The sequence below is a fragment of the Bradyrhizobium sp. genome, assembly GCF_049798375.1.
Lineage (GTDB): Bacteria > Pseudomonadota > Alphaproteobacteria > Rhizobiales > Xanthobacteraceae > Bradyrhizobium.
Genome location: NZ_JBARGP010000082.1, coordinates 1 through 23,887, shown reverse-complemented (window position 1 = coordinate 23,887; position 23,887 = coordinate 1). Strand labels below are relative to the sequence as shown.

Below are 23,887 nucleotides of genomic sequence, written 5' to 3'. Positions count from 1 at the left end.
CCCGGCGGCCCAAAGGACCAGGCGTCCTTGTGGCGAGCGATGGCCCGGTTTATCGTGCCGCAAACAGGTAGCGCCGCGCTGCAGTTGCTGTCCGGCACGATCACCGCGATCTATTTCGGCCAGCTTCTCGGCCGATCTGCGCTTGCGGTCGCTTCGGCATTCTTTCCGATCTTCTTTCTGCTGGTGTCGTTCCTGATCGGGCTGATCGCCGGCGGCATCGTGCTGGTTGCACGCGCCCATGGCGCCGGCGACAGGCTGCAGGTCAAGAGCGTGACCGGAACCACGCTCGTGGTCTGTGGCCTCCTCAGTCTTGCCATCGCGACCATCGGCTATCAGCTGTCGCCACGGATGCTTGCTGCCATGGCAACGCCGCCGGATATCCTTGGCCCCACCATCGATTATGCCCGAGTCACGTTCCTCTCTTTGCCGATCGTGACGCTGCTGTTCGCCTACACGTTTCTGCTGCGTGGCACCGGTGATGCGCTGACGCCGCTGTTCGCGATGGCGTTCTGCATCGCCATCAGCCTGGTGCTGACGCCGGCGCTGATTTTGGGATGGGGCGGTCTGCCTCGGCTCGGCGTCACCAGCGCGCCGTGGGCCAATCTCGTCGCATGCGCGATCTCGTTGCCGGTGCTGATGATCTATCTCGGTGTCCGCGGGCATCCGCTGGCGCTCGATCGCGATCTGGTGCTGCGGCTCCGGATCGACCCTGCCATCGTGAAGCCATTCTTTGGCATCGGCATCCCCGGCGGCATCCAGACCGCCGTGACGTCGCTGTCGGAAGTGGCCGTGGTCGTTCTCGTCAATCCCTTCGGCTCCAGCGCGACGGCTGCCTATGGCGCGGTCAACCAGGTGGTCGGATATCTGCTCGCGCCGATGCAGGCGGTCGGGCTGGCTGCCACCGTTTTCGCCGCGCAAGCCATCGGTGCGGGCCGGGCCGGTCGCCTTGGTGCCGTGACGCGGATTGCCGTCGGTATGAATTTGCTGATCGGCGTGAGTGCCGTTGCCATCCTGTGCTTCTTCTCGACCACCGTCCTGTCGTGGTTCGTGGTCGATCCCGTCACGCTGTCGATCGCCCGTCACGCGCTGCTGATGACGCTGTGGGGCTATCTGTTCGTCGGGATCAGCGACGTGCTCGCGGGCGTGATGCGATCGACCGGCACCGTCGTATGGCCGACAGCGATCACGATCTCCGGCATCTGGCTGGTGCAATTGCCCACCGCCTATCTGCTCTCGCATGCGATCGGGCTGGAGGGAGTCTGGCTGGGCTATCCGGCCGGCTTCGCCGCGGCGCTGCTGGCGCAGGCGACCTATTACGGCCTGATCTGGCGGCACCGGCGCTCCGATGGAGACGCGGCGTCTGCTGTCGACGTCCGTCTGGCGAATGATCCCCCGGCGCACTAGATTGGGTCCATGCCGGACTCCCATACGCTCAGCGATTTCATCAGAGGTCACCAACGCCTGTTCGTGCTGACTGGCGCAGGTTGCAGCACCAATTCTGGCATTCCGGATTACCGCGATACGCACGGCAATTGGAAGCGACCGCAGCCGGTCACCTTTCAGGCCTTCATGGGCGACGAGTTGACCCGACAGCGCTACTGGGCGCGCAGCCTGGTCGGCTGGCGGCGGTTCGGGCAGGCGCGCCCCAACGAGACCCATCACGCGCTGGCCCAGCTCGAGGCGCAGCGACGATGCGAGCTGCTGGTGACCCAGAACGTCGACCGGCTGCATCAGGCCGCTGGCAGCAAACGGGTGATCGATTTGCATGGCCGGCTCGATCTGGTTCGCTGCATGGGCTGCGAGCGCAGGATGCCGCGGGCAGAGTTCCAGCAGGCGCTCGGGGTGATGAACGAAGACTGGCTCGCCCTCGATGCGGCCGATGCGCCTGACGGTGACGCCGATCTAGAATGTGCGGACTTCGCTTCGTTCCGCGTCCCGTCGTGCCAGACCTGCGGCGGCATGCTGAAGCCCGACGTGGTGTTCTCCGGCGAGAACGTGCCGCGCGATGTGGTTGCCACCGCGCAGCACCACCTTGCGCAGGCCGATGCGATGCTGATCGTCGGCTCGTCGCTGATGGTCTATTCCGGCTTCCGCTTCGTGCGACAGGCCGCGGATCGCGGCGTTCCGATCGCGGCGGTCAATCTCGGGCGCACCCGCGCTGATGATCTGCTGACGCTGAAGGTTGAAGAGCCCTGCGAGGCCGCGCTGCGCTTTCTGCTCAACGACGAGCAGGCGGCGCTGCTGGCCTGATGAAGCGCTTGGCAGTGGCGCCTCTGCCCCCGTGAAGGTGTTGTCCAAGCAGATCGGGGCGACTACGTTTCCGACGGAATCAGCAAGGAGCAGGCCATGGCGCGTGTGCGTTGTATTACCGAGATGGGCATGGGCGTCGACGTCCACGGCCGGGATGCCACCAAGGCCGCGAAGCGCGCCGTGTCGGATGCGATCCGTCATTCCAGCCTCGGCTTCTTCCGCTTTGTCGGCAAGACGCCGCATGACATGCTGGTCGACGTCACCATCGGCGTGCCGAACCCGGAGGCGGTCGACACCGCGGCGGTCGCCAAGGAGCTGCCCTATGGCACGGTGACCGTGACGGCGGTCAAGGGCGGGCTCGAGATTCCCGCCGAGACCGGCTCTGACGCGATCATCATCGCCAACGCCGCCGTGCTGGTCAGCCTCGACGACGGCAAGACCGCGTAGCGGTCTCATGTCGCCAAGCGCGGCACCAGCCGCATCGCATTGGCGCTGCCGATCGCCTTCAAGTCCGACGCGCTCAGTCCCAGCTGCTCCAGGTCGCGCATCTGGTCGAGCCGGAAGTAGGGATAGTCCGAGCCGTAGGTCACCTGCGAGGTCGGCACCAGCTTCAACAGCGCGGCCATCGCCGGCCCGCTGGTGGCATTGGCCGTATCGTAGTTCAGCCGGCGAAGCTCGCCGATGATGCCATCGGGCGCGAACTGATGCAGATTGGGCCGTGTGCTATAGAACGACTGGATCCGGCCGGCCATCATCGGCATGGTGCCGCCGGCATGCGAGAACAGCCATTGGATGTCGCGCCAGCGGGAAAAGCTGCCTGACAGCAGCAGGCTCGTGATGGTGCGCGTGGTGTCGTGCGGCACCTCGATGGCAGCGGGAAATGTACCGACGCTGAGTTGCGCGCAGCAGCTTGCGACCAGCGGATGGACATAGACCACGGCCTTGCGCCGGTTGAGCTCGTCGAACACCGGCCGATAGATGGCGTCGCCAAGCCATTTGTCGCCGTAATTGGTCTGCAGGCCGACGCCGTCGGCCTTGAGCGTGTCGAAGACATATTCGACCTCGCGCAGCGTCTTGTCGGTGTCGAGCATCGACAAGGTCGCGAACAGGCCGAACCGACCCGGATCGTTCCGCATCATCTCGGCGGCGAAGTCGTTGCACTCCCGTGCAAGCTCGCTCGCCTGGTCGGCACCGAGATCGAACCACACGCCGGGGGTCGACGCGATCGAGAGCATGGCGGTGCGAATGCCGGCAGCGTCCATGTCCTCGATCGCCTTCGCCTTCGACCAGGCCACCTGGCCGGGGAAATGCGGCTGCTTGTGCGCATCCTCATAATCCAGCCACAGCTTCTGATAGCGCGGCGGATAGAAATGATGATGAGTGTCGATCAGCCCGCGGCCTTGCGCCAGCGCTCGTCCGCCCTGCAGAACCGAGGCGCTGCCGAACGCCACGGCGCCGGCGACGAACTGGCGGCGCGAGAGCGAGGAGGGCGCCGCGATGCAGCAGGCGCAACCGATGCGATGGCCGGTGCGGTGTGACGGATTATCCACGGATGTCCTCCCAGACTAATGACCAGATCTTTGCAAGATGTTGGGTCGTGATGACCTGATGATGTCAAGTGAATGATACGGATTGCGGTCGCGAGAGATAGGTACAAAACTTTCGTCAATGCAGCGACGTGGCGGGCGGTGCGCGATGCGGCGATGCCACGGTGATGTTGGTGTTGACGTTGCGACCGAGCATCGCGCCATGCGCGAGCGCAAGCGCGATCTCGTCGGCGAGCAGCGGCCAGCGTACGACATCGACGATGCCGGCGTGGACCAGTCTGTCGGCGCCGATCTCGAGCGCGGCCTTGGTTGCGAGCACGATCGGGACGCGCGGCAGCAGGCTGTGCAGGGTGGCGGAGAGCTTGAGCGACGCGGTAGCCGAGCCGGAATGGCCGACCACGACGATGTCGAACCGGTGCGGGTTGGTCCGCGCGGCGGCGAGCGCGGAATCGGCGGTGCTGAAGCCGACCGGCTCATAGCCGAGCGCAGCCAGCACCTCTTCGTTGCGCAGCACATTGTCGTTGCCCTGGGCTGCGAGCATCACGGTCTCGCCGTTGCCTATCGGGCGTGCGGGCTGCCCGGCGTCGGCAGAGGCCGGCAGTGTTGCCGACACCCGCGGCAGCCAGATCTCGAACCGGCTGCCTTCGCCGGGCTTGCTTTGCACATTCAGCGCGCCGCGATGTTCGCGCACGATCTCGCGCACGGTCGCGAGACCAAGACCGTTGCCGGCCGGCCGCGTGGTGAAGAAGGGTTCGAAAATGCGGCTCAGCATCGCCTCGTCCATGCCTTGACCAGTGTCGGTGACGGAAATGCAGACATATTGGCCGCCTTCGAGCTCATCGTGGCTCAGCGTGCGTGGCTTGTCGACCTCGTGCAACTCGGTTGCAACCTCGATGCGGCCACGGTCATGCATCGCGTTGGCGGCGTTGCGGCAGAGGTTGAGCAGCACCTGCTGCAGCTTGGTGTGATCGCCGGCGACGATCGCAGCGGTGGGCGGCTGGCAGATGACGAGCTCGATCGATGAGGGTAGCGAGACATCGAGCAGCGAGGCGGCCTCGGCAACCAGCGCGCCGACGCTGAGCGGCTTGCGGCCGGTATTGCGGCGGCGGCCGAACACCAGGATCTGGTCGACCAGATCGCGGGCCCGCTCGGCGCTGCGCCTGATCGCGCCGAGATTGCGCACCAGCTTCGCGTCGGTGCCGACATGCTCCTCGATCACCTCGGAATGGCCGAGAATGCCGCCAAGAATGTTGTTGAAATTATGCGCGATGCCGCTGGTGAAGAAGCCGATCTGCTCCATCCGCTGCGCCTGCTGCAGCCGCGTTTCCAGCCGTGCGCGGTCTTCTTCCAAGGCATGGCGCGTCACAGCCTGAAGGATGGCATCGAGCGCCATGCTCAAGAGCGACAGCTCGCCTTCCTCTGCGTCGTGGCAGGGACGGCCGACCGCATCGAAGCCGAGCGCGACACGCACGCCATTGTCCTCGAGCCGCGACACGCAAGCCCAACCGCTGAGGCCGATCTCGAGCAGCGCCCGCTTGTGGTCACCGGTCGGCATGCGCTGAACGCGCGGGATCTGGACCACCACGTCCCCACCACTGCCCATCTGCGCAGCAAGCTCGGACGCGCGTTCCGGCCAGCCCGGAGGCCGCGCAATGCCCGGTCGCTGCCAAAGGTGAAGCTGCGGCGTCGGGCCGCTCATCACGAAATAACCGCGGTCGGGACCAAGGAGCGCGCATATGTCGGCCAGCGCGAGGTCGATCTCCGCACCGAGCGTCCGCTGATCGGCGGCGATGAAGCGCATCGAGATGCCGGCGATGACATGCTCGAAGCCGGCCCGGCGCTTCAGCGCGCGGGCGTACGCTCCCAAGCGCATGCCGAGATAGACCAGGAAGGCGACGAGCAGCAGCGATGTGCCGTAGAGCATCCCGCGATGCCAGCGCGCCACGGCTCTCGATGCGAGCTGATGCGACGTCAACGTCGCGCGCAGCCGATCCTGTTCCTGCCGCTGCGACAGCCGGTGCAGGGCCTTCAACGTGTCGTCGACCGATGGCAGGAGCTGGTTGAGCAGCCGTCCATGAGCGAGCAGCGCCTCGACGGAATCGGCAACAGCAGCATCACGGGCGCGCTGCTCGAGTTCGTCCAGACGTTCTTTGACATCGTGGACCGAGGAGGACGACGTATCGAGCGCGAGATGCAGGATGGCTGCTGCGGCGGCGCTGATGGTTGCGTCGAGTTCGGGCGATGGCGGATGGACGCCAAACCGCCCGAAGAACGACAGCGAGTTATGCAGCAGCGCGTTTTCCGTCTTGAATCGCTCGACCAGGTCCTCCTGCTGCTCGATTACCGTCGCGATCCGGTCGCAGGCCGCCAGCGCGTCGGTATCGGGTCCGGACAGTTCGCGCAGGTGCCGCAGCGACTCGCGCAGGTTGTTGATGTCATCGACGAGCGGGTCGTAATTGCGCAACATGCCGGCGCGGGCGGTGAAGACGTGCCGATACAGCGCGTTCTCGATCATCTCGAAGCGGTTCACCTCGGTGAAGGCCTGATCGAACGTCTCCGCCTCCCGGTTGAAGGCATGGACCGAGAACCAGGTCAGCAGGGCGACCAGGATGGCCACGATTGCCGCGGCGGGCGCTGCTCTCATGACAGGACCCTCATGGTGCGGCTCCGACGACGGGCGAGCCGCGATAATTGCCGGTCAGCGTCTTCAAGAAAGCCACGAGCAGGCCGACCTGTTGATCGGTCAGGGTCCGGTCGAGCTGCGCGGCCGCCATGCGGCTGACGGCGTCCTCGAGGGTGGCGGCGCTGCCATCATGGAAGTAGGGCGATGTGGTCGCCACGTTGCGCAGGCTCGGCACGCGCACGACCTTCGGCCCGGTGGCGACCAACTGCCGAAACACGCCCTGGCGCTGAAACAGATTGCCGCCGACGTTGACGCCCTGATGGCATGACGAGCATCCGAACGACTTGAACAGGCGATAGCCCTCCAGCTCATCGGCGCTGAGAGCCGCGGCGTCACCACCGAGCCAGCGGTCGAAACGGCTGCCCGGCGTCAACAGGGTGCGCTCGAATGTCGTCAGTGCGTCCAGGATGTCGTCGCGATCGGGACCGCGACCATAGGCGGCGAAGAACTGGCCGGCCATGTCGGGGTCGGCGGCGAGCTTGGAGGCCGCCGTCGCGACATCGCTATCCATGCTGCCTGGATTTTCGATCGAGGCCTCGGCCTGCGACGCCAGCGTCCGATGGCGGCCTTCCCAGTCCAGCCGGAAACTGAGCGCGGCGTTGAACACGCTCAGCGTGTTGAGCGGTGGATTGCGGTTAGCAGGGGCATCGTTACCTGGGCTCTTGCTCGCCGCCCGGCCGCTGGCACCGTTGGTGCTGATGTCATGGCACGATGCGCAGGCGAAAATGCCCTTGGCCGACAACCGGACATCATTGTACAGGCGTTCGCCGAGCGCGCGCTTGCGCGGATCGACCGCGGGTGGTGGCGGGATCGGTGTGATCGGCTCCTGGTCGGCGCCGCCCCTGATCTGCGGCGGCACCTCCAGGACCGGCGGCGTTTGCGCCGCCAGGATGTCTGCGACGATTGCGACCGCGAGCAATGTAGGAATGCTGAGGCAGATGAGCAGACGGACGGTGGAACGGCCCCGCCATCGCGATGGCATGATCTCATCAATCATCGCGGCCTGTTCTTGCGCCGGGCAGCCGGCGCGCCGGCGGAGCGGATCATCTCCGCCTCCTTTAGGATTCGATCACGCACCGCGATGCTGCCGGTCGCTGCGACCTGCTTCGGCAGATCATGTCCCAGCGTGTCCCGTCTGCTGTCCGACACGACGATCAGGCGCGGGCGAATGGCTGCCGGTGCAGCCATTGCCTGATCGGCAGGGCTCTCCGGGCGAGCCGCGGCCAGCTGCATCGGATGCATCGCCTCGGCGTAAGCGGCGCATCCGGCGAGAAATTCCGAGAGCAGCCAGGAGAGCCCCTCAACCACAAGCTCGGCGATGGCGCCCCGGACGTCGTTGATAAATTGTGCCAGGGTCGCCAGCGTGAACCACAACACCACGGCCGGAATGATCTTCGCCGGCTGCACTTGGCTGCTGCCAAGGTTGTTGCCAAGACGCATCGAAAGCTCTGCGCCTGAGTCGACGATATAAAATGATTTGGTGCGGGGCGATGGCTTCGCACAGGACATAAGGGACTCCCGAATAAATCTTGATCGGGCGACCTTGCGTGCCGGATGTTTCCGCAACATTCCCCGAAACCGGATTCTGGTTACGGGCGTAATTCGGCCGGCCGCCGATGCTCCTGCGAGCACGGCGGTCGGGGTTCGTCGGTGTGGTCGAGGCGATATCTGCTGCATCGGCCTGATATCAGGGGCCGGCCTCACACCTGCATGACCGGCATCGTGAAGACATACCCGACGCCGCGTTCGGTGCGGATCAGCGACGGTGTGCTCGGATCCAGCTCGAGCTTGCGGCGCAGGCGCAGCACCTGAACGTCGATGCTGCGGTCGAAGACGTCTTCATGGATGCGCGTTGCCTGCAACAGATGCTCGCGCGAGAGCGGCCGTTGCGGCGCGTTGAGAAACGCGATCAGCAGCGCGTATTCGCCTTTGCTGAGGCTGACCGGTTCGCCCGCCGAATTCGTCAGCAGACGATTGCGGCGGTCGAGCTGCCAATTGCCGAACCGGACGCGCCCCTTTTCCAGCTCGCGCTGGGCCACGGTCTGGCCGGCCTCCCGACGCCGCAGCACGGCCCGGATCCGGGCCAGCAGCTCGCGCAAGCCGAACGGCTTGGTGATGTAGTCGTCAGCACCGAGCTCCAGCCCGACTACGCGATCGATCTCGTCGCGGCGATGACCCGTGGTGATGATCACGGGGACATCGGACTTGGTGCGGATCTCGCGCAGGAGATCGAGCCCATCATCCTGGCCGAGCCTCAGGTCGAGCACGACCAGATCCGGCCGGCAGCGCACCAGCAGCCCCGCAACCTCGTCGCGTTTGGATGCCGCAACCGCACGGATGTCGTGATCTTCCAGATAGCTCGTGACGAGATGGCGCATCGTGCTGTCATCTTCGATGACGAGGCAAATGGGGACCTTCTTATCCGCGCTGCTGCCTGTGGTCGGTTGCGCAAGGGTTCCAAAGTCCTTGTTGAGCTGGCTGTCCGAGGTTGTCGTCTCCTGGCCATCGGCCCGTTCTCGCATGAAAAGTCTCCGCCGCCCCCGGCGCCCCTATATGACACGCAATTTCGCGTTGCAGCACACGTTTCAGAGAGACAGATATGATCTGTTTCACACTGACATAGCGGTCTGGCGTGATTCCACGCGGCGAAGCAGAAAAAATTCGTTCAGTATTACAACTGTAATCTAATAGCGGCATCAATTCGGCGCAAAGCACGCGCGGCGCGCGTCTCGCAATCCCGACACACTTGTAACTCCCGCTTGTAGTTCGGACCGTCCTAGTCTTGCCGGCGACAATCATCACGAAGGATTGAAGCCGATGGCTGCGCATGTGATCGGGACGCGGGGAATAGTTGGCAGCACGCATCGTGCCGCTCGGCGCCGAGAAGGAGCTGATACGCAAAGCCGCGACTTGGCACAGCGCCGCCTGCACGATGACGATGTGACGGACTGAGCCGATGACGACAATCGACGAGGCAATGCCGCGCAGCGGACACGACGCCACGTTCGGCTGGCTCGGCTTGGCGGCGACGCCGAGCTTCGCACTGATGGCACTGGTGAGCGGTCTCAGCCATGGCAGCGGAGCAGACATTCTCTGCGCGGCCGCCCACGGTCCATGGTCGATCGGAGGAATGCCGCCGATGTATCTGCTGATGAGCATCTTCCACGCGTCGCCCTGGTTGAAGCTGATTGGCAGGCTCGTGCGCCGCAGCCAAGCTACGTTCTATTGAAGCGGGGCGGGCATCTTGTCGGATGCACGCACGGATCAACCTCTCCGCGGCGAATGCATGCGCCCGGATTCTGCGAGAGTGTTGCCCTCGAAAGTGAGAGGGCGCAGGGAAGGCCGGGTATCTGCTGATACCCATGGCCCCCGTGCGTAAAAAATGCACGGGGCAGGAACCACAGGATCAGCCGGATAGTCCGGCCTTCCCTGCGCGATGGGTTACGGCTTATACGCGCTCTCCTCGGGGACCGGCTCTCTTGCCCCCGTCGCCCGCGCGCTCGTCAAAGCACGCGACCTTGGCATCAGCACCGGGATGCCAGGACCACACGATTTCGCCGTCCACACGCGCTCGCTCGTCCAGCGAGACACTTGTGGCCACCGCGTCCCGCGCTCAACGTCCGTGACGACGCGTACGCCCCTCAAATCGAACCGGGACGCGCCTACCAAATCATAATTTCTGTAAAAACGAAAGAGGAATATTTTTGACGAACAGCGACGAAGCGGTGATGTCCTTGAGTGCGCTCGCAAACTTTGTTTTTCCGCGCAGGAGGTTTTAGCTGCCTGTCCGGCAACTGGAAGCGGGGCGATGGCGCAAATCCCGCGAACTGATTTGCCCGACAAGCCAGTTCCGAAGGTGGTGTCGCTCCTGCCTGGCGTTGCTGCATGCGATACTCGCAATGTGCCTGTTTCGGACGTCACGCGGCTGGATCCCAGATCGCGCGCGCTTTGCTCGCTTGCCCGGGACGACGGGTGAGGATCAGGACGCACGTGCTTCCGCAAAATCCAGAGCGCCCGATCAACGTTCCGGAAACCGGGCGTGCTGCGGCAGATCGTCTGATATCTCGTACCATGGCGCTTTCGAGCCGACGAAGATGTGCATCGTGGGCCGGATGCTCGGCGCATCGGTCAAGGTGCCGAGCGTGACATGGGCATAAGCGCCGTCGCGGACGACGGAGAAGAGCAGGGAGCCGCAACGGCCGCAATGAACGTCATGCGCAGCGGTGACGTCACCGTAGATCAGGGTCGTGTCGGCGCCGTCTGATATTGCGAGCTGCTCGCGCCTGATGCCGGCGAAGGGCTTGAACGCCGAGCCGGTCGCGCGCCGGCAGTCGGTGCAATGACAGTTCATGGCGTATTCGAAGGCGTCCGCGACCTGATAGCTGACCGCGCCGCATAGGCAGCGGCCGGTCAGCTTGCGCACGTCGCTCGAGGCTGACATGTCGATCCTCGTGTGATCCCGAGGGGGTCCAAGAGCAGGTTGCAACAACGTCCGTCAAGAGCGGCAGCAGGCCACCCCGGCGGCGCGACGTTTGGTGCTCAGAACGATGGGCTGTGTCGGCGCGGCCGTCGCTCAGTCATCGTGAGCGGTTCATGAGTCGTTCCTGTCAAGATTGACGAAAAGTTCCGGCGATGCATGTTTGATTCATGTTCAAGGGCTGTCGATGGGCGCGGATGAGCGACGGGCATTTTTGCCTGGTGCGGGACCTTGGCCTGGTGAAGGGCGGCAAGGGCCTGCGCCATCATGAGATCGTGGTCGATCTCAGCCTGCGCGGCGTGAAGGTGCTGGCAAAGCAGGGCCTCACCGCGCTGGCCGCCAAGTCCGCGGCAAAGCTTGAGCCGCGCTTTGGCCTGTCGAAATGGGCCGCGCTGCTGCGGCTCGGCGTGCGCGAGCCGCAATGAGCAAGCCCTACCGGCAAGGTCAGGGCTTCGCCTTAGATGGTCGCTTGCGCAGTGCGGGCGAGTTCGGCTTGGCGAGCCGTCGCTTCGGTCCGTAGGGGCTCTCCGGATTGATGTCGATATCGACATCGTCGATGCAATGTTGCGCCTCGCCGTGCTGCCGGCCTGCGTGCCACGGGCCGCTGCTCAGCTCGACGTGGCTCATCTTGGCGATATCCAGGCACTTCCATTGTCCGCCTGCAGGCAAGCCTCCGCTGCTTCCGCCGTCGAATTGATACGCCAGCACGCGCTCCTGCCCATTCTTGTGGCCGAGAATGATCGGACACACGGCGCGGGCAAATCCCTCATAGATGCACAGAAACCGCTTGCGCCGTCGCATCGCCTGAACGATCAGCTGATACGTCGAACTGGCCATCGCATGTCCTGCGGGATCGATCGAACAAGCCGCAGACGCGGGCGTTGTTCCGGGCAGGGCGCTCTTGCCACGCCGTGCGGCGGCTCTAGATTGTCTCCAGCAACGAGCGAGAGACCCGACATGCCCGATCTCACCGGCTTTCCCATCACCAGGCGCTGGCCCGCCGCGCATCCCGACCGGTTGCAGCTCTACTCGCTGCCGACGCCGAACGGCGTCAAGGTGTCGATCATGCTGGAGGAGATCGGCCTGCCATATGAGCCGCATACGATCGACTTCGGCAAGGACGACCAGAAGACGCCGGAATTCCTGTCGCTCAATCCGAACGGCAAGATCCCGGCGATCATCGATCCCGATGGTCCGGGCGGCCGCCCGCTCGGCCTGTTCGAGTCCGGCGCGATCCTGCATTACCTCGCTGACAAGACCAGCAAGCTGTTGCCGCAGGATCCGGCGCGGCGCTGGCACACGCTGCAATGGGTGCATTTCCAGATGGGCGGCATCGGCCCGATGTTCGGCCAGCTCGGCTTCTTCCACAAATTCGCCGGCAAGGATTTTCCCGACAAGCGGCCGCTGGAGCGTTATGTCGCGGAGGCCAAGCGTCTGCTCAGTGTGGTCGAAGGCCGCCTCGACGGGCGGCAATGGATCATGGATGACGACTACACCATCGCCGACATCGCGATGCTCGGCTGGATGCGCAACCTGATCGGCTTCTACGGCGCGCGCGACCTGGTCGCATTCGACGGGCTCAAGCATGTGCCGGCCTGGCTCGAGCGCGGGCTGGCGCGGCCGGCGGTGCAGCGGGGCTTGGAGATTCCAAAGCGGCCGTGATCGTCACTGAAGCCGATTTCGAGCGCTGCCTCGACCGGGTGCGGATGGCGCCGGCGGCACCGGGCGACGGCGTGTTCGGGCCTGACAGCGTGATGTGGCAGGTGCACGGCGAGGCGGCGGTCTTCCTCGGCGCCGGGCGCGCGCTGCTGCTACAGCTCGCGCATCCCTGGGTCGCAGCCAGCATTGCCGATCAGTCCAAAGTGTTCGCCGATCCGATTGGGCGTTTCCACCGCACCTTCAACATCGTCTTCACCATGGTGTTCGGCACGCGCGAGCAGGCGATCGCGGTGGCGCGGCGGCTCTATCGCCGCCACCAGGCGGTGGAAGGTGTTTTGCCCGATGCGATCGGTCCATTCGCGGCCGGCTCGCGCTATCTGGCCAACGAGGTCGAAGCGCTGCGCTGGGTCCATGCGACGTTGGTGGACACGGCGATGCGGTCGCATGACATGCTGCTGCCGGCGCTCTCGGAAGCGCAGCGTGAGCGCCATTGGAGCGAGGCCCGGCTGTTCGCGGGCCTGTTCGGGATTCCCTCCGAGGCCTTGCCGCCGGACCGGGCCTCGTTCGATGCCTATGTGACCGGGATGCTCGCATCCGACGTGCTCACGGTGAGCCCTGCGGGCCGCGACATCGCGCAGCAGATCTTCTCCGGAGCTGCCACGCGGATCGTCGTACCGAAATGGTATCGCGCGGTGACGGCGCAGATGCTGACGGAACGGCTGCGCATCGCATTCGGCTTGCCGTTCGATGCTGCGGAGCGCCGTCGGGCAGAACGTGCGCTCGCCTGGTTGCGGCGGAGTTATTCCGTGCTGCCGCATCGGCTGCGCACAGTCGGTCCCTATCAGGAAGCCTGCGCGCGCATCCAGAGCGGGCAGGGCCCCGACATCGTCACGCGTCTGCTCAACCGGGCCTGGATCGGCCAGCCGCAGATGGGCGACCGCAAGCGGTCGGGCTGAAGCCGTTTCAACCGCCATCAAAGCCCGCAACCTGTGAGCGATATCATAATTCCCGATCAAGGCGAGCGCTAAAGGATGTGGTCGACGAGGGGCCACTAAGGCTCGTGCGGGAGGGCATCATGAACGCGCTGACGCTGTACATCATCAGGCACGCCGAGAAGCCGGACAAGACACTGCCGGATCTGGGACCCGGACTGACCCATAAGGGAACGGAGGATCCCGAATCGCTGGTGATCGCAGGCTGGCAACGCGCCGGCGCCTGGACCGCGCTGTTCGGAGCGGGCATCGGTGGTTCAAATTATGCCGAGCCGCAGACGGTCTATGCTGCGAACCCTGACGGTCCGAACAGCGCGGATCCCAGCAGCACAAAGGACAAGGTGAGCCGCCGTCCTTACGAAACGGTGCTCTCGCTCGCTGAGCGCCTCGGCATCGGCAAGCCCAACATCTCGTTCGGCAAGGGCCAGGAACAGGGCCTCGTCAACGCGCTGCTCGAACTATCGGGCGTCGCGCTGGTGGCCTGGGAGCACAAGGCGATCATCAGCGATATCCTTCCCAAGCTGCCGGTCAGCAACCAGAGCGACCTGCCGACGCATTGGTCGGGCAAGCGCTTCGATGTCGTGCTGCGCTTCGCGTGCGCAGCCGGCGCTTCGCAGTTCGTATTCACGGAACTCTATCCGTGCCTGATGCCCGGAGATTCGGACAGGCCGCTGAAGGACAATCCGAAAGATCCTGGCCATAGCTGAAGCGCATCGACGAGACCTTGCTTCACAATCAAGATGTCCCAAGGTCCGCCTCGGCGCCTCCGCCGCGCCAGGATTGTGCTAGATAGCATCCGGTGTGTGCGCCGCGGCGCACGTCGGGTCGTCGTGCATGTTATCCCATCGATTGAAGCTTCAAGACATCAGGCATTTCTTCAGCGCTGCCGCGTTGGAAAAGGCAAAAGCCCTGCACCGGAACGGCCATGTGCTGGACTTGGATGTTGAAGAAGATGGCCTGCATCTCAGCGCATCGGTGCAGGGATCGGAAGACTGGCCCTACGACGTCGAGATTGCGCTCAAGCCGCGCACCGACGGCGGCGTCAACGTCAACGGGACATGCTCCTGTCCGATGGGCCACAACTGCAAGCATGTGGCCGCAGCCCTGCTCGAGGTGACGACAGAGAAGCCGGCCGAGTTAGATCTTGGATCGCGTCGGCCGGCGGCACAGCCATCGTTGATCCCACCCGCACCGGTGCTGTCAGCCGAGATCGACGGATGGTTGGATGCGGTCGGCAAGGTCGGCCGCGGCGACACCTATCCGGACGAAGTCCGGCAGAGGCTGCTTTATCGTCTGGACGTCCACGAAGACGGGAAGCAGGCGCCCTATGCGATTGCGTCGATGCTGTCGGTGCGGCTGCTCAAGGACGGCAGTTTTGCCGAGCAGGTTCACCAGGTCACCAACGTCCATGTCAACGCGCAGCAGGCGCCCGCCTTCTACCGCGACATCGACATCGAGATCTGCCGCGAACTGGTCCGCTACGGCAATGTCGTTCTGGGCAGGGGGGCGGCTTTCATGGTGGGCTCGGCGGAGCTCATGAAGCGCATCGTCCAGACCGGCCGCGCCTATTGGCGCGACCACAGCAAGCCGCCGCTGCGCTGGGGCGAGGAACGGGCCGGTCGTATCGCGTGGGAACAAGCTGGTCCACGCGGCGTGAGCGCGCGCCTGACGGTCGAAGGTGCCGTGGCATTGAAGGCCGAGCCTCCGCTTTATGTGGATGGGACCGCGGGCGTGATCGGCGCAGTCGATACGGGCTTGGCCCCCCGCACCGCGTTTCACCTGCTCAGCGCACCGGTCGTGCCGCCGGCGCTGATCGGCGAGGTCGCCCGCCGCCTCCGGCAGCGATTGCCGTCGCTCGATGCGGCATTGCTGCCGGCAACGCCGGCTGAAACGGTGCGGATCGACACCAAGCCGGTTCCGGTCCTGCGGCTGTTGCGCGGACCTTCTTCCGGTTACCGCTATTCCGACGATGATCCGCTCGGCCTTGCCCGCCTGAGCTTTCGCTACGGACCGGTCGAAATCCAGGCGTCCGAGAAACTGATGCAAGTCGAGGCCTTCCACGACGCGCGCATCCATGTCGTGAGCCGCAACCGCGCCGAGGAGAGGAAGGCATCCAAGCGCCTTGCCGATCTCGGCTTCGTCGCGGTGCGCCGCTTCTCCTACTACATCGATGCGGAATATGCCCATGATCTGGGCTTCGAGGACGAAGGCCGCTGGCCGCAGTTCATCCATCTGGACCTCGCCCCGCTGCGCGAGCAGGGGCTCGAGCTCCGCATCGATGATGACTTTCCATACCGGTTGGTCAGCTCGTCGGGGCTCGTCGACACCGAGATCGAAGGCTCGGGAATCGATTGGTTCGAGCTTGGCTTCAAGATCGACGTCGACGGCAAGCCGTACGATCTGGCCAAGCTGCTGACGCAGCTCCTGAGCCGGGACGACGTTCTTCAGGAGATGACTGAGGCGGTCGCCAAAGCCAAACACATCTATCTGCCACTGCCCGGTGGTCGGCATCTGGCGCTTGCGGCCGATCGTTTCCTGCCGGTGCTGCTGGCCTTGCAGGCGCTGCGGCTCAATGGCGGTACGCAGGATAAGTACGGCAGGATCAAGCTCTCGCGCGCCGATATGGTGCCGTTGCTCTCCCATGACACTGCGGCGTTCGCGTTCGGCGGCCTTGACGAGCTACGCCGGCTGGCCGATTTGGTGCGCGAGCGCTGCCACGTGCAGCCGGTGCTGCCGGCAGGGTTCGCCGCCACGCTGAGGCCCTATCAGCAGCATGGCGTCGCGTGGCTCGACATGCTGCGTGAGGCGCGGCTCGGCGGCGTGCTGGCAGACGACATGGGGCTCGGCAAGACCGTTCAGATGCTGGCCCTCCTGGCGCTGGAAAAGGCCCGCGGCGCGCTGAAGGCGCCGGTGCTGATCGTGGCGCCGACCAGCCTGATGACGAACTGGTCGAACGAGGCGCGGAAATTCGTGCCCGAGTTAAAGGTGCTGGTGTTCCACGGCACCAGCCGCAAGCAAATGACGGGGCAGATCGCCGAGCACGACGTCGTGCTCACCACCTATCCGCTGATCGCGCGCGACCATGAGCTGATGCTGGCCCGGGACTGGCATATGGCGATCCTCGACGAGGCGCAGACGATCAAGAACCCCAACGCCGCCACCACGCGCTGGCTGAGCGCGATCAAAGCCAGCCATCGCTTCTGCCTGACCGGAACGCCGATGGAAAATCATCTCGGCGAGCTCTGGTCGATCATGAGCTTCGTCAATCCCGGATATCTCGGCGACAAGGCTGCATTTTCGCGCAATTGGCGCACGCCGATCGAGAAGATGGGCGATCGAGCACGTGCCGCCGCACTGACCCGGCGTGTCAAGCCGTTTCTGCTACGCCGGACCAAGGAGGAGGTGGCCGCCGAGCTGCCGGCCAAGACCGAGATCGTCGAGACCGTGTCGATCGATGGCAAACAACGCGATCTCTACGATTCCATCCGGGTGTCGATGGCGGAGAAGGTCCGCAAGGCGCTCGAGCAACGCGGCCTGGGCCGCAGCCACATCATCGTGCTCGAGGCGTTGCTGCGGCTGCGCCAGGTCTGCTGCGATCCACAGCTTTTGAAGCTCGATGACGGCATCGAGCGTGGCTCGGCGAAGCTCGATCGCCTGATGGAGATGGTCGACGAACTGCTCAGCGAGGGGCGCAAGATCATCATCTTCTCGCAGTTCACGTCGATGCTCGCGCTTGTCGAAGCGCGCTTCAAGGCCGCGAAGATCGGCTACGAACTGCTGACAGGTGAGACGCGCGACCGCAAGAGCGCAATCGAGGCGTTCCAGAACGGCAAGAGCGCCGTATTCCTGATCAGCCTCAAGGCCGGCGGTGTCGGCCTGAACCTGACTGCGGCCGACACAGTGATCATTTACGATCCCTGGTGGAATCCGGCCGTGGAGGCGCAGGCGGTCGACCGCGCCCACCGCATCGGCCAGGACAAGAAGGTGTTCGTCTATCGGCTGGTGACGGCCGGGACCATCGAGGAGAAGATCGGCGAGCTGAAGGCGCGCAAACAGGCGCTGGCTGATTCGCTGTTCGACCGTGAGGGCAACATCGGAAAGGCGCTCACCGAGGAGGATGTCGCGGCTCTGCTGTCATGATCGCCGCCATGATCGCTATCGGTCACGCCAGCTCGCTCGATTCGCGCGAGCGCGTCTCCTCAACCCAGGCATGGGCTGCGAACCATTCATGATGAAACCGGCAATGCGGACAATAGGCACGCGAGAAGAACACCGGCATGCGCTGGAAGCGCGCGGCTTCCATCTCCATCCCCGTCTCGATGCTCTGTCCGGTCTGCGGACAACGAACCATGATCATGCCCATCGCGGCCTCCTGGTGCGAGTGCCTGATACGCTGATGATGCGAAGAAATTGTAATGCTCTGCGGACAGTTTCGTGGCAAAGCTCGGCAACTGAAACATGCCGCATTACGGCTGTCAAAAGCAGGTGAATCCGCGTGTTGGACGCGAGGCATGGTGTCGCAGCGCCGCGGGATTTCCACAGCAAGACACAGAAGTTTGAGGACGCGTTCCATGAGCATCACGATCTACGGAATCAAGAACTGCGACACCATGAAGAAGGCGCGCAGTTGGCTCGACGATCACGGCGTCGCCTACGATTTTCATGACTACAAGACGGCGGGAATCGAGAAGGCCAGGCTCAAACAATGGAGCGACGAACTCGGCTGGGAGACCTTGCTCAATCGCGCCGGCACGACGTTCAAGAAGCTGCCCGATGCCGACAAGGAAGGCCTCACCGAGAGCAAGGCGATCGCGCTGATGCTGGCGCAGCCATCGATGATCAAGCGTCCGGTGCTCGATCTCGGCAGCAGGCGCGTGGTCGGCTTCAAGCCGGATATCTACGCCACGGAGGTCAAGCGGTAACCGAGAATACGGCGAGCGCGCCTCACTCGAACTCGATCACATCGTCGGCGATGGCGCGGCCGGGCATGCGATGAACAAGCTCGCGGTCGATCACGGTCCGCAGCTTGGGTGTCGGCGGGTTGCCGCCGCCATGCATCAGGTTTCTGAGCTCGAAATTGCCGTCCTCGGAGATCGTCTTCAGCGAGCCGACGATGTCGGTCACGGCCTTGCCGTTCGAGAACGGCAGCAACAACCGTTCAAACGCAACAATGCGGCCATAGGCGTCGTCGATATGCGCGATCGTGAACACCGGCAGCGCCCGGCGCACGCATTCCTGATAAACCGGCATCACCACGGGCACGAGGAGGGGACCGAGAAAATCCTCGAGCAGCTGCCCCTTGCCGCTGCGGCCGTAAGCCGCGGCCATGCGGGTGTTTTCGCTGAGGATGGTCAGCCGCGGCGGAGCCAGGCTCGTATCGACCGTGTAGTAGACGAGATCGAGCTTCTCGTCTTCGAGCCGCTCCGGCGCATAGTCTGCAAGGCGCGGCAGACGCTGCTCGCGGACATGGAGCCTGATCCAGGTGTTTAGGAGATCCCGCTGCTTGATCGACTTCACGACCGACGGCGTGGCGCTCTCGAAGTCCATCGGCGGCGCTCCGGTTGCGATGAGTCCATCAAGCTAGTTGAGGCGGGGCAATTTTCTATGAACGCGCGAGTTTGCAATTGACTTCAACGAGAGATGAATGTCCGGCGGCCGGGCGGTTATGCCCAGCTTTCCACCTTGCCTAACTCCCTCGATTGACGGCATATTCCGCGCCGGAGGCGGCGGCCCGGAAAAGACCTCGGGACAAACCAGGCATTCTGGAGAATACCGCTAAACACAAGAACGAGCCTGGTGCGGACCGGTATAGACCGGCGCGTGCGGGGCGGGGGGATACCTGTTGGCTGATGAGTTCATTCTCGAAACCCACGGATTGACCAAAGAATTCGCGGGGTTTTTTGCCGTACGCGACGTTTCGCTCAAGGTCCGCCGTGGCAGTATTCACGCGCTGATCGGTCCGAACGGGGCCGGCAAGACGACGTGCTTCAATCTTCTGACCAAGTTCCTGCGGCCGTCCGCGGGAAAGATTACCTACAAGGGGCAGGATATTACCGCCACGGCGCCGGCCGATGTCGCGCGCCTCGGTCTGGTCCGCTCGTTCCAGATTTCCGCCGTGTTTCCGCATTTGACGGCGTTGGAGAATGTCCGGGTCGCGCTGCAGCGCCAGCACGGCCAGTCGTTCGATTTCTGGCGCTCCAAATCAGTGCTGAACCGCTTCAATGGCCGCGCGCTCGAACTACTGAACGACGTCGGCTTAAGCGAGTTCGCCAACACGCCGGCGGTTGAGATGCCCTATGGCCGCAAGCGCGCGTTGGAGATCGCCACCACGCTGGCGCTTGATCCGGAGATGATGCTGCTGGACGAGCCAATGGCCGGCATGGGCCATGAGGACATCGACAAGATCGCCGCGCTGATCAAGCGCATCTCCGCCAAATATACCATCCTGATGGTCGAGCATAATCTCAGCGTCGTCGCGAACCTGTCCGACTGCATCACCGTCCTGACCCGCGGCCAGGTGCTCGCAGAGGGACACTACAGCGAGCTGTCGAAGGACGAGCGCGTCAAGGAAGCTTATCTGGGAGCCGGTCATGCCTGAGGTGACAATGGCAACGCGAGCCCCGGCGGGCGCGTCGGACGCCGGTACCGTCCTCGGTGTGAAGAACCTCGAAGCCTGGTACGGCGAATCCCACATCCTTCACGGCATGAACTTCACCGTGAATGCGGGTGAGGTGGTGACGCTGCTCGGACGCAACGGCGCCGGCAAGACCACGACCTTAAAGTCGATCATGGGCATGCTGGCCAAGCGCGCCGGTTCCGTGCGCTTCAACAACCGCGAGCTGATCCGGCTGACCTCGGACAGGATCGCACGGCTCGGCGTTGCGTTGTGTCCTGAGGAGCGCGGCATCTTCTCGAGCCTCGACGTGCGTGAGAATCTGTTGCTGCCGCCGGTGGTCCGCGACGGCGGGTTGTCGCTGGAGCAGATCTTCGAGCTGTTCCCGAACCTGAAGGAACGGCTGAGCAGCCAAGGCACCAAGCTCTCGGGCGGCGAGCAGCAGATGCTGGCGATCGCGCGCATCCTGCGGACCGGCGCCAGCTTCCTGATGCTGGACGAGCCGACCGAAGGTCTCGCGCCTGTGATCATCCAGCAGATCGGCCATACCATCGCGCGGCTGAAGAAGGAGGGGTTCACCATCCTTCTGGTCGAGCAGAACTTCCGCTTCGCCTCGACGGTCGCCGACCGCTATTACGTCGTCGAACACGGCAAGGTCATCGACGGCTTTTCCAACGCCGAATTGCCGGCGAACATGGACAAGCTGCACGGTTATCTTGGCGTCTGACCGCGTCGCGTAATACGCAGCCATAGCTTAAGCCTCCCTCGGCCTCTTGCCGGCGGAGGCAGGGACGGAAACACCAAGAGACATCACAGATGCAAGCCCTCTACGCACAGCTACTGGTCGGACTGATCAACGGCTCGTTCTACGCGCTGCTCAGCCTCGGGCTTGCCGTCATCTTCGGCATGCTCAACATCATCAACTTCGCCCATGGCGCGCTCTATATGATCGGCGCGTTCTGCGCCTATTTCCTTCTGAACATTGCTGGCCTCGGCTATTGGTGGGCGCTGCTGCTGGCTCCGATCATCGTCGGCATCTTCGGCATGGTCCTCGAGCGCACCATGCTGCAATGGATTGCGGGGCTCGATCATCTCTACGGCCTGCTTCTGACTTTCGGACTGGCGCTGATCCTCCAGGGCGTCTTCCAGAACTTTTTCGGCTCGTCCGGCCTGCCTTATGCGATCCCGGACCAGCTTCGCGGCGGCATGAACCTCGGCTTCATGTTCCTGCCCATTTATCGCGGCTGGGTCGTGGTGTTCTCGCTGGTGGTCTGCATCGCCACATGGTTCCTGATCGAGCGCACCCGGCTTGGCGCCTACCTGCGCGCGGCGACTGAGAATCCCACTCTGGTCCGCGCCTTCGGCATCAACGTGCCGCGCATGATCACGCTGACCTACGGGCTCGGCGTCGGCCTCGCCGCACTCGCAGGCGTGCTGTCGGCGCCGATCAACCAGGTGCGACCGCTGATGGGGGAGAACATCATCATCGTGGTGTTCGCGGTGGTGGTGATTGGCGGCATGGGCTCGATCATGGGCTCGATCATCACCGGCTTTGCGCTCGGCGTGATCGAGGGACTGACTAAATATTTCTATCCCGAGGCATCCAACACCGTGGTCTTCGTTCTGATGGTCCTGGTGCTGCTGGTGAAGCCGACGGGTCTGACTGGACGGGCGGCCTGACATGACCACGATTACCGAAAACACCGTTCCGGCTTCCCCGCGCGCGATCCGCGACGAGATGATCGTGTTCGTGATCATGGCAGCGCTACTGGCGATCGTGCCATTCACCGGCCTGTATCCGTTCTTCGTGATGCAGGCGCTGTGCTTCGCGCTGCTTGCCTGCGCCTTCAACCTTTTGATCGGCTATGGCGGCCTGCTATCGTTCGGCCATGCGATGTTCCTTGGCACCGCCGGCTATTGCACTGCGCACGCACTGAAGGTCTGGGGTCTGCCACCGATGCTCGGCATTCTGGTGGGTGTCGCCGGATCGTTCGTCCTTTCGGTCGTCACCGGTTACATCTCAATTCGCCGCCAGGGCATCTATTTTGCGATGATCACGCTGGCGCTGTCGCAGCTCCTTTACTTCATTTACCTGCAGGCGCCGTTCACCCATGGCGAGGACGGCATCCAGGGCATTCCCCAGGGCTGGATGTTCGGCGTCCTCGACCTGTCCAAGCCCACCGTGCTCTATTACGTCGTGCTGGTGGGATTCCTCGCCGGCTTCCTGCTGATCTTCCGCACCATCAACTCGCCGTTTGGCGAGGTGCTGAAGTCGATCCGCGAGAACGAGCAGCGTGCGATCTCGCTCGGCTACAAGACCGACCAGTATAAGCTGCTCGCCTTCATCCTGTCGGGGACGCTTGCCGGCTTGGCCGGTTCGCTGAAGGTGTTCGTCGCCCAGAATGCATCGCTCACCGATGTCGAAGTTGCGATGTCGGGGCTGATCGTGCTGATGACCCTGGTCGGCGGCCTCGGTACGGTGTTCGGACCGGTGGTCGGCGCCTTCATCATCGTCGCCATGCAGCAATATCTCGCCGGTTTTGGCCAATGGGTTCAGGTCATCCAGGGCACCATCTTCGTGGCCTGCGTGCTGCTGTTCCGCCGCGGCATCGTCGGCGAAATCGCCCATTTCTTCAAACGGTCTCTCTAACGTATTGAAGTTAAGAGGACTCTTGGCGGACTTTAAAGCGGTGAATGATGCGTTCTCCGCTTCAGTCTGGAGCATATCCGGGATATGACAGTTTCATGACGGGGACGGCGCAACGCCGTCCTCATTGCCGTGGATCTGTCCGTATGCTGCAATGGTTCCGCGCCATCCTTCCCAAGGAGGAGCGCTTTTTCGATCTGTTTGCCCGCCACAACAAGGTGGTCAATCAGGGCGCGCTTGCCCTGCAGGATATGCTGAGGGGTGGTGGCGACACGCTGGCGCACTGTCAGCGCGTCAGCCAGTTCGAGAACGAGGCCGACAACATCACCCGCGAGGTGCTGACCGCGGTCCGCCGCACCTTCATCACGCCGTTCGACCGCGGCGACATCAAGAACCTGATCACGGCGATGGATGACGCCATCGATCAGATGCAGCAGACGGCCAAGGCCGTGGTGCTGTTCGAGGTGCGCGAGTTCGAGCCGACCATGCGCGAGATGGGCACGTTGCTGGTCGAGTGCTCGAACCTGGTCGGGCGGGCGCTGCCGCTGCTGCAGGCGATCGGCGATAACGTGCCGATGATCACGGCCATGACCGAGGAGATGACCAAGCTGGAAGGCCGGGTCGACGACCTCCACGACATCGGGCTGAAGGAGCTGTTCCTCAAGCACCGCAACGCCAACACCATGGACTTCATCGTCGGTGCGGAGATCTACGACCATCTGGAGAAGGTCGCCGACCGCTTCGACGACGTCGCCAACGAGATCAACTCGATCATGATCGAGCAGGTATAGGCCGCGCCGTGGATGCTCATCTCGGCTTGCCGGCGCTGATCGGACTTATTGCGGTCGCGCTCGCCTTCGACTTCCTGAACGGGCTGCATGACGCCGCGAATTCGATCGCGACCATCGTCTCGACCCGGGTGCTGCGGCCGCAATATGCGGTGTTCTGGGCAGCGTTCTTCAATTTCGTCGCGTTCGGCGTATTCGGCCTGCATGTGGCGCGGACCGTCGGCACCGGCA

At 63.8% G+C, this 23,887-nt stretch carries 25 protein-coding genes; 16 read left to right on the top strand and 9 right to left on the bottom strand.

All coding sequences use genetic code 11. The features are described from left to right. Positions 1–39: 39 nt before the first annotated feature. The 3 genes from WA702_RS03790 to WA702_RS03780 all read left to right on the top strand — a co-directional run bounded on the left by WA702_RS03790 (position 40) and on the right by WA702_RS03780 (position 2,697). Positions 40–1,404 (top strand): MATE family efflux transporter, encoded by a 1,365-nt coding sequence (locus WA702_RS03790; RefSeq protein WP_425109193.1) that lies wholly within the window; start codon positions 40–42, stop codon positions 1,402–1,404. A gap of 9 nt (positions 1,405–1,413) precedes the next feature. Then, complete coding sequence (locus WA702_RS03785; RefSeq protein WP_425109192.1) at positions 1,414–2,250, top strand: NAD-dependent protein deacetylase; 837 nt, start codon at positions 1,414–1,416, stop codon at positions 2,248–2,250. 96 nt (positions 2,251–2,346) lie between these two features. Then, entirely contained in the window at positions 2,347–2,697 is a 351-nt protein-coding gene (locus WA702_RS03780) for a Lin0512 family protein (RefSeq protein WP_425109191.1), read from the top strand. 5 nt (positions 2,698–2,702) lie between these two features. Here WA702_RS03780 and WA702_RS03775 read toward each other — a convergent pair whose 3' ends face one another. The 5 genes from WA702_RS03775 to WA702_RS03755 form a co-directional block, all read right to left on the bottom strand. Next, complete coding sequence (locus tag WA702_RS03775) at positions 2,703–3,800, bottom strand: amidohydrolase family protein (RefSeq protein ID WP_425109190.1); 1,098 nt, start codon at positions 3,798–3,800, stop codon at positions 2,703–2,705. A 115-nt stretch (positions 3,801–3,915) separates the two neighbouring features. Next, a complete protein-coding gene (locus tag WA702_RS03770) occupies positions 3,916–6,441 on the bottom strand; it encodes a two-component system VirA-like sensor kinase (protein WP_425109189.1) in 2,526 nt (841 codons plus the stop codon). A 10-nt stretch (positions 6,442–6,451) separates the two neighbouring features. Continuing rightward, positions 6,452–7,399, bottom strand: a complete 948-nt coding sequence (locus WA702_RS03765; protein WP_425109188.1) for a cytochrome-c peroxidase — start codon at positions 7,397–7,399, stop codon at positions 6,452–6,454. A 74-nt stretch (positions 7,400–7,473) separates the two neighbouring features. After that, positions 7,474–8,046: a hypothetical protein gene (locus tag WA702_RS03760; protein WP_425109187.1), complete on the bottom strand. Its 573-nt coding sequence runs from the start codon at positions 8,044–8,046 to the stop codon at positions 7,474–7,476. A 134-nt stretch (positions 8,047–8,180) separates the two neighbouring features. Then, positions 8,181–9,002: a response regulator gene (locus WA702_RS03755; RefSeq protein ID WP_425109186.1), complete on the bottom strand. Its 822-nt coding sequence runs from the start codon at positions 9,000–9,002 to the stop codon at positions 8,181–8,183. A gap of 434 nt (positions 9,003–9,436) precedes the next feature. Here WA702_RS03755 and WA702_RS03750 point away from each other — a divergent pair, with 434 nt between their 5' ends. Beyond that, a complete protein-coding gene (locus WA702_RS03750) occupies positions 9,437–9,709 on the top strand; it encodes a hypothetical protein (protein ID WP_425109185.1) in 273 nt (90 codons plus the stop codon). A gap of 789 nt (positions 9,710–10,498) precedes the next feature. On the opposite strand, the gene WA702_RS03745 is transcribed toward WA702_RS03750, so the two are convergent. Continuing rightward, the gene (locus WA702_RS03745) at positions 10,499–10,921 is read right to left on the bottom strand and encodes a GFA family protein (RefSeq protein ID WP_425109184.1); all 423 of its coding nucleotides are present in this window, start codon (positions 10,919–10,921) and stop codon (positions 10,499–10,501) included. Positions 10,922–11,154: 233 nt separating this feature from the next. Here WA702_RS03745 and WA702_RS03740 point away from each other — a divergent pair, with 233 nt between their 5' ends. Next, positions 11,155–11,382: a hypothetical protein gene (locus WA702_RS03740; RefSeq protein WP_425109183.1), complete on the top strand. Its 228-nt coding sequence runs from the start codon at positions 11,155–11,157 to the stop codon at positions 11,380–11,382. A gap of 19 nt (positions 11,383–11,401) precedes the next feature. Here the strand turns inward: WA702_RS03740 and WA702_RS03735 are convergent, their stop codons facing one another. Next, complete coding sequence (locus WA702_RS03735; protein ID WP_425109182.1) at positions 11,402–11,794, bottom strand: hypothetical protein; 393 nt, start codon at positions 11,792–11,794, stop codon at positions 11,402–11,404. Between the two features lie 120 nt (positions 11,795–11,914). On the opposite strand from WA702_RS03735, the gene WA702_RS03730 reads away from it, so the two are divergent. From WA702_RS03730 to WA702_RS03715, 4 genes are all read left to right on the top strand, one after another. Then, the gene (locus tag WA702_RS03730; RefSeq protein WP_425109181.1) at positions 11,915–12,619 is read left to right on the top strand and encodes a glutathione S-transferase family protein; all 705 of its coding nucleotides are present in this window, start codon (positions 11,915–11,917) and stop codon (positions 12,617–12,619) included. Continuing rightward, complete coding sequence (locus tag WA702_RS03725; protein ID WP_425109180.1) at positions 12,616–13,572, top strand: oxygenase MpaB family protein; 957 nt, start codon at positions 12,616–12,618, stop codon at positions 13,570–13,572. The genes WA702_RS03730 and WA702_RS03725 overlap by 4 nt, the downstream gene beginning before the upstream one ends. Positions 13,573–13,691: 119 nt before the next feature. Further along, complete coding sequence (locus WA702_RS03720) at positions 13,692–14,315, top strand: histidine phosphatase family protein (RefSeq protein WP_425109179.1); 624 nt, start codon at positions 13,692–13,694, stop codon at positions 14,313–14,315. A gap of 220 nt (positions 14,316–14,535) precedes the next feature. Continuing rightward, positions 14,536–17,748: an SNF2-related protein gene (locus WA702_RS03715; RefSeq protein ID WP_425109178.1), complete on the top strand. Its 3,213-nt coding sequence runs from the start codon at positions 14,536–14,538 to the stop codon at positions 17,746–17,748. A gap of 22 nt (positions 17,749–17,770) precedes the next feature. On the opposite strand, the gene WA702_RS03710 is transcribed toward WA702_RS03715, so the two are convergent. Next, complete coding sequence (locus WA702_RS03710) at positions 17,771–17,971, bottom strand: hypothetical protein (protein ID WP_425109177.1); 201 nt, start codon at positions 17,969–17,971, stop codon at positions 17,771–17,773. A 208-nt stretch (positions 17,972–18,179) separates the two neighbouring features. Here WA702_RS03710 and WA702_RS03705 point away from each other — a divergent pair, with 208 nt between their 5' ends. After that, complete coding sequence (locus WA702_RS03705; protein ID WP_425109176.1) at positions 18,180–18,530, top strand: ArsC family reductase; 351 nt, start codon at positions 18,180–18,182, stop codon at positions 18,528–18,530. 22 nt (positions 18,531–18,552) lie between these two features. On the opposite strand, the gene WA702_RS03700 is transcribed toward WA702_RS03705, so the two are convergent. Then, positions 18,553–19,155, bottom strand: a complete 603-nt coding sequence (locus WA702_RS03700) for a hypothetical protein (protein WP_425109175.1) — start codon at positions 19,153–19,155, stop codon at positions 18,553–18,555. A 295-nt stretch (positions 19,156–19,450) separates the two neighbouring features. Here WA702_RS03700 and WA702_RS03695 point away from each other — a divergent pair, with 295 nt between their 5' ends. From WA702_RS03695 to WA702_RS03670, 6 genes are all read left to right on the top strand, one after another. Further along, entirely contained in the window at positions 19,451–20,206 is a 756-nt protein-coding gene (locus WA702_RS03695; RefSeq protein WP_425109174.1) for an ABC transporter ATP-binding protein, read from the top strand. Further along, positions 20,199–20,948 carry an ABC transporter ATP-binding protein gene (locus WA702_RS03690; RefSeq protein ID WP_425109173.1) on the top strand — a complete coding sequence of 250 codons (750 nt, stop codon included), beginning with the start codon at positions 20,199–20,201 and terminating at the stop codon, positions 20,946–20,948. Before WA702_RS03695 ends, WA702_RS03690 begins: the two co-directional genes overlap by 8 nt. An 89-nt stretch (positions 20,949–21,037) precedes the next feature. Beyond that, positions 21,038–21,901 carry a branched-chain amino acid ABC transporter permease gene (locus WA702_RS03685; protein WP_425109172.1) on the top strand — a complete coding sequence of 288 codons (864 nt, stop codon included), beginning with the start codon at positions 21,038–21,040 and terminating at the stop codon, positions 21,899–21,901. A 1-nt stretch (position 21,902) separates the two neighbouring features. After that, positions 21,903–22,871: a branched-chain amino acid ABC transporter permease gene (locus WA702_RS03680; protein ID WP_425109171.1), complete on the top strand. Its 969-nt coding sequence runs from the start codon at positions 21,903–21,905 to the stop codon at positions 22,869–22,871. A 143-nt stretch (positions 22,872–23,014) separates the two neighbouring features. Continuing rightward, positions 23,015–23,659, top strand: a complete 645-nt coding sequence (locus WA702_RS03675; RefSeq protein ID WP_425109170.1) for a DUF47 domain-containing protein — start codon at positions 23,015–23,017, stop codon at positions 23,657–23,659. Between the two features lie 8 nt (positions 23,660–23,667). Continuing rightward, positions 23,668–23,887: inorganic phosphate transporter (locus tag WA702_RS03670; RefSeq protein ID WP_425109169.1), on the top strand; the 220-nt coding region annotated here is incomplete at its 3' end.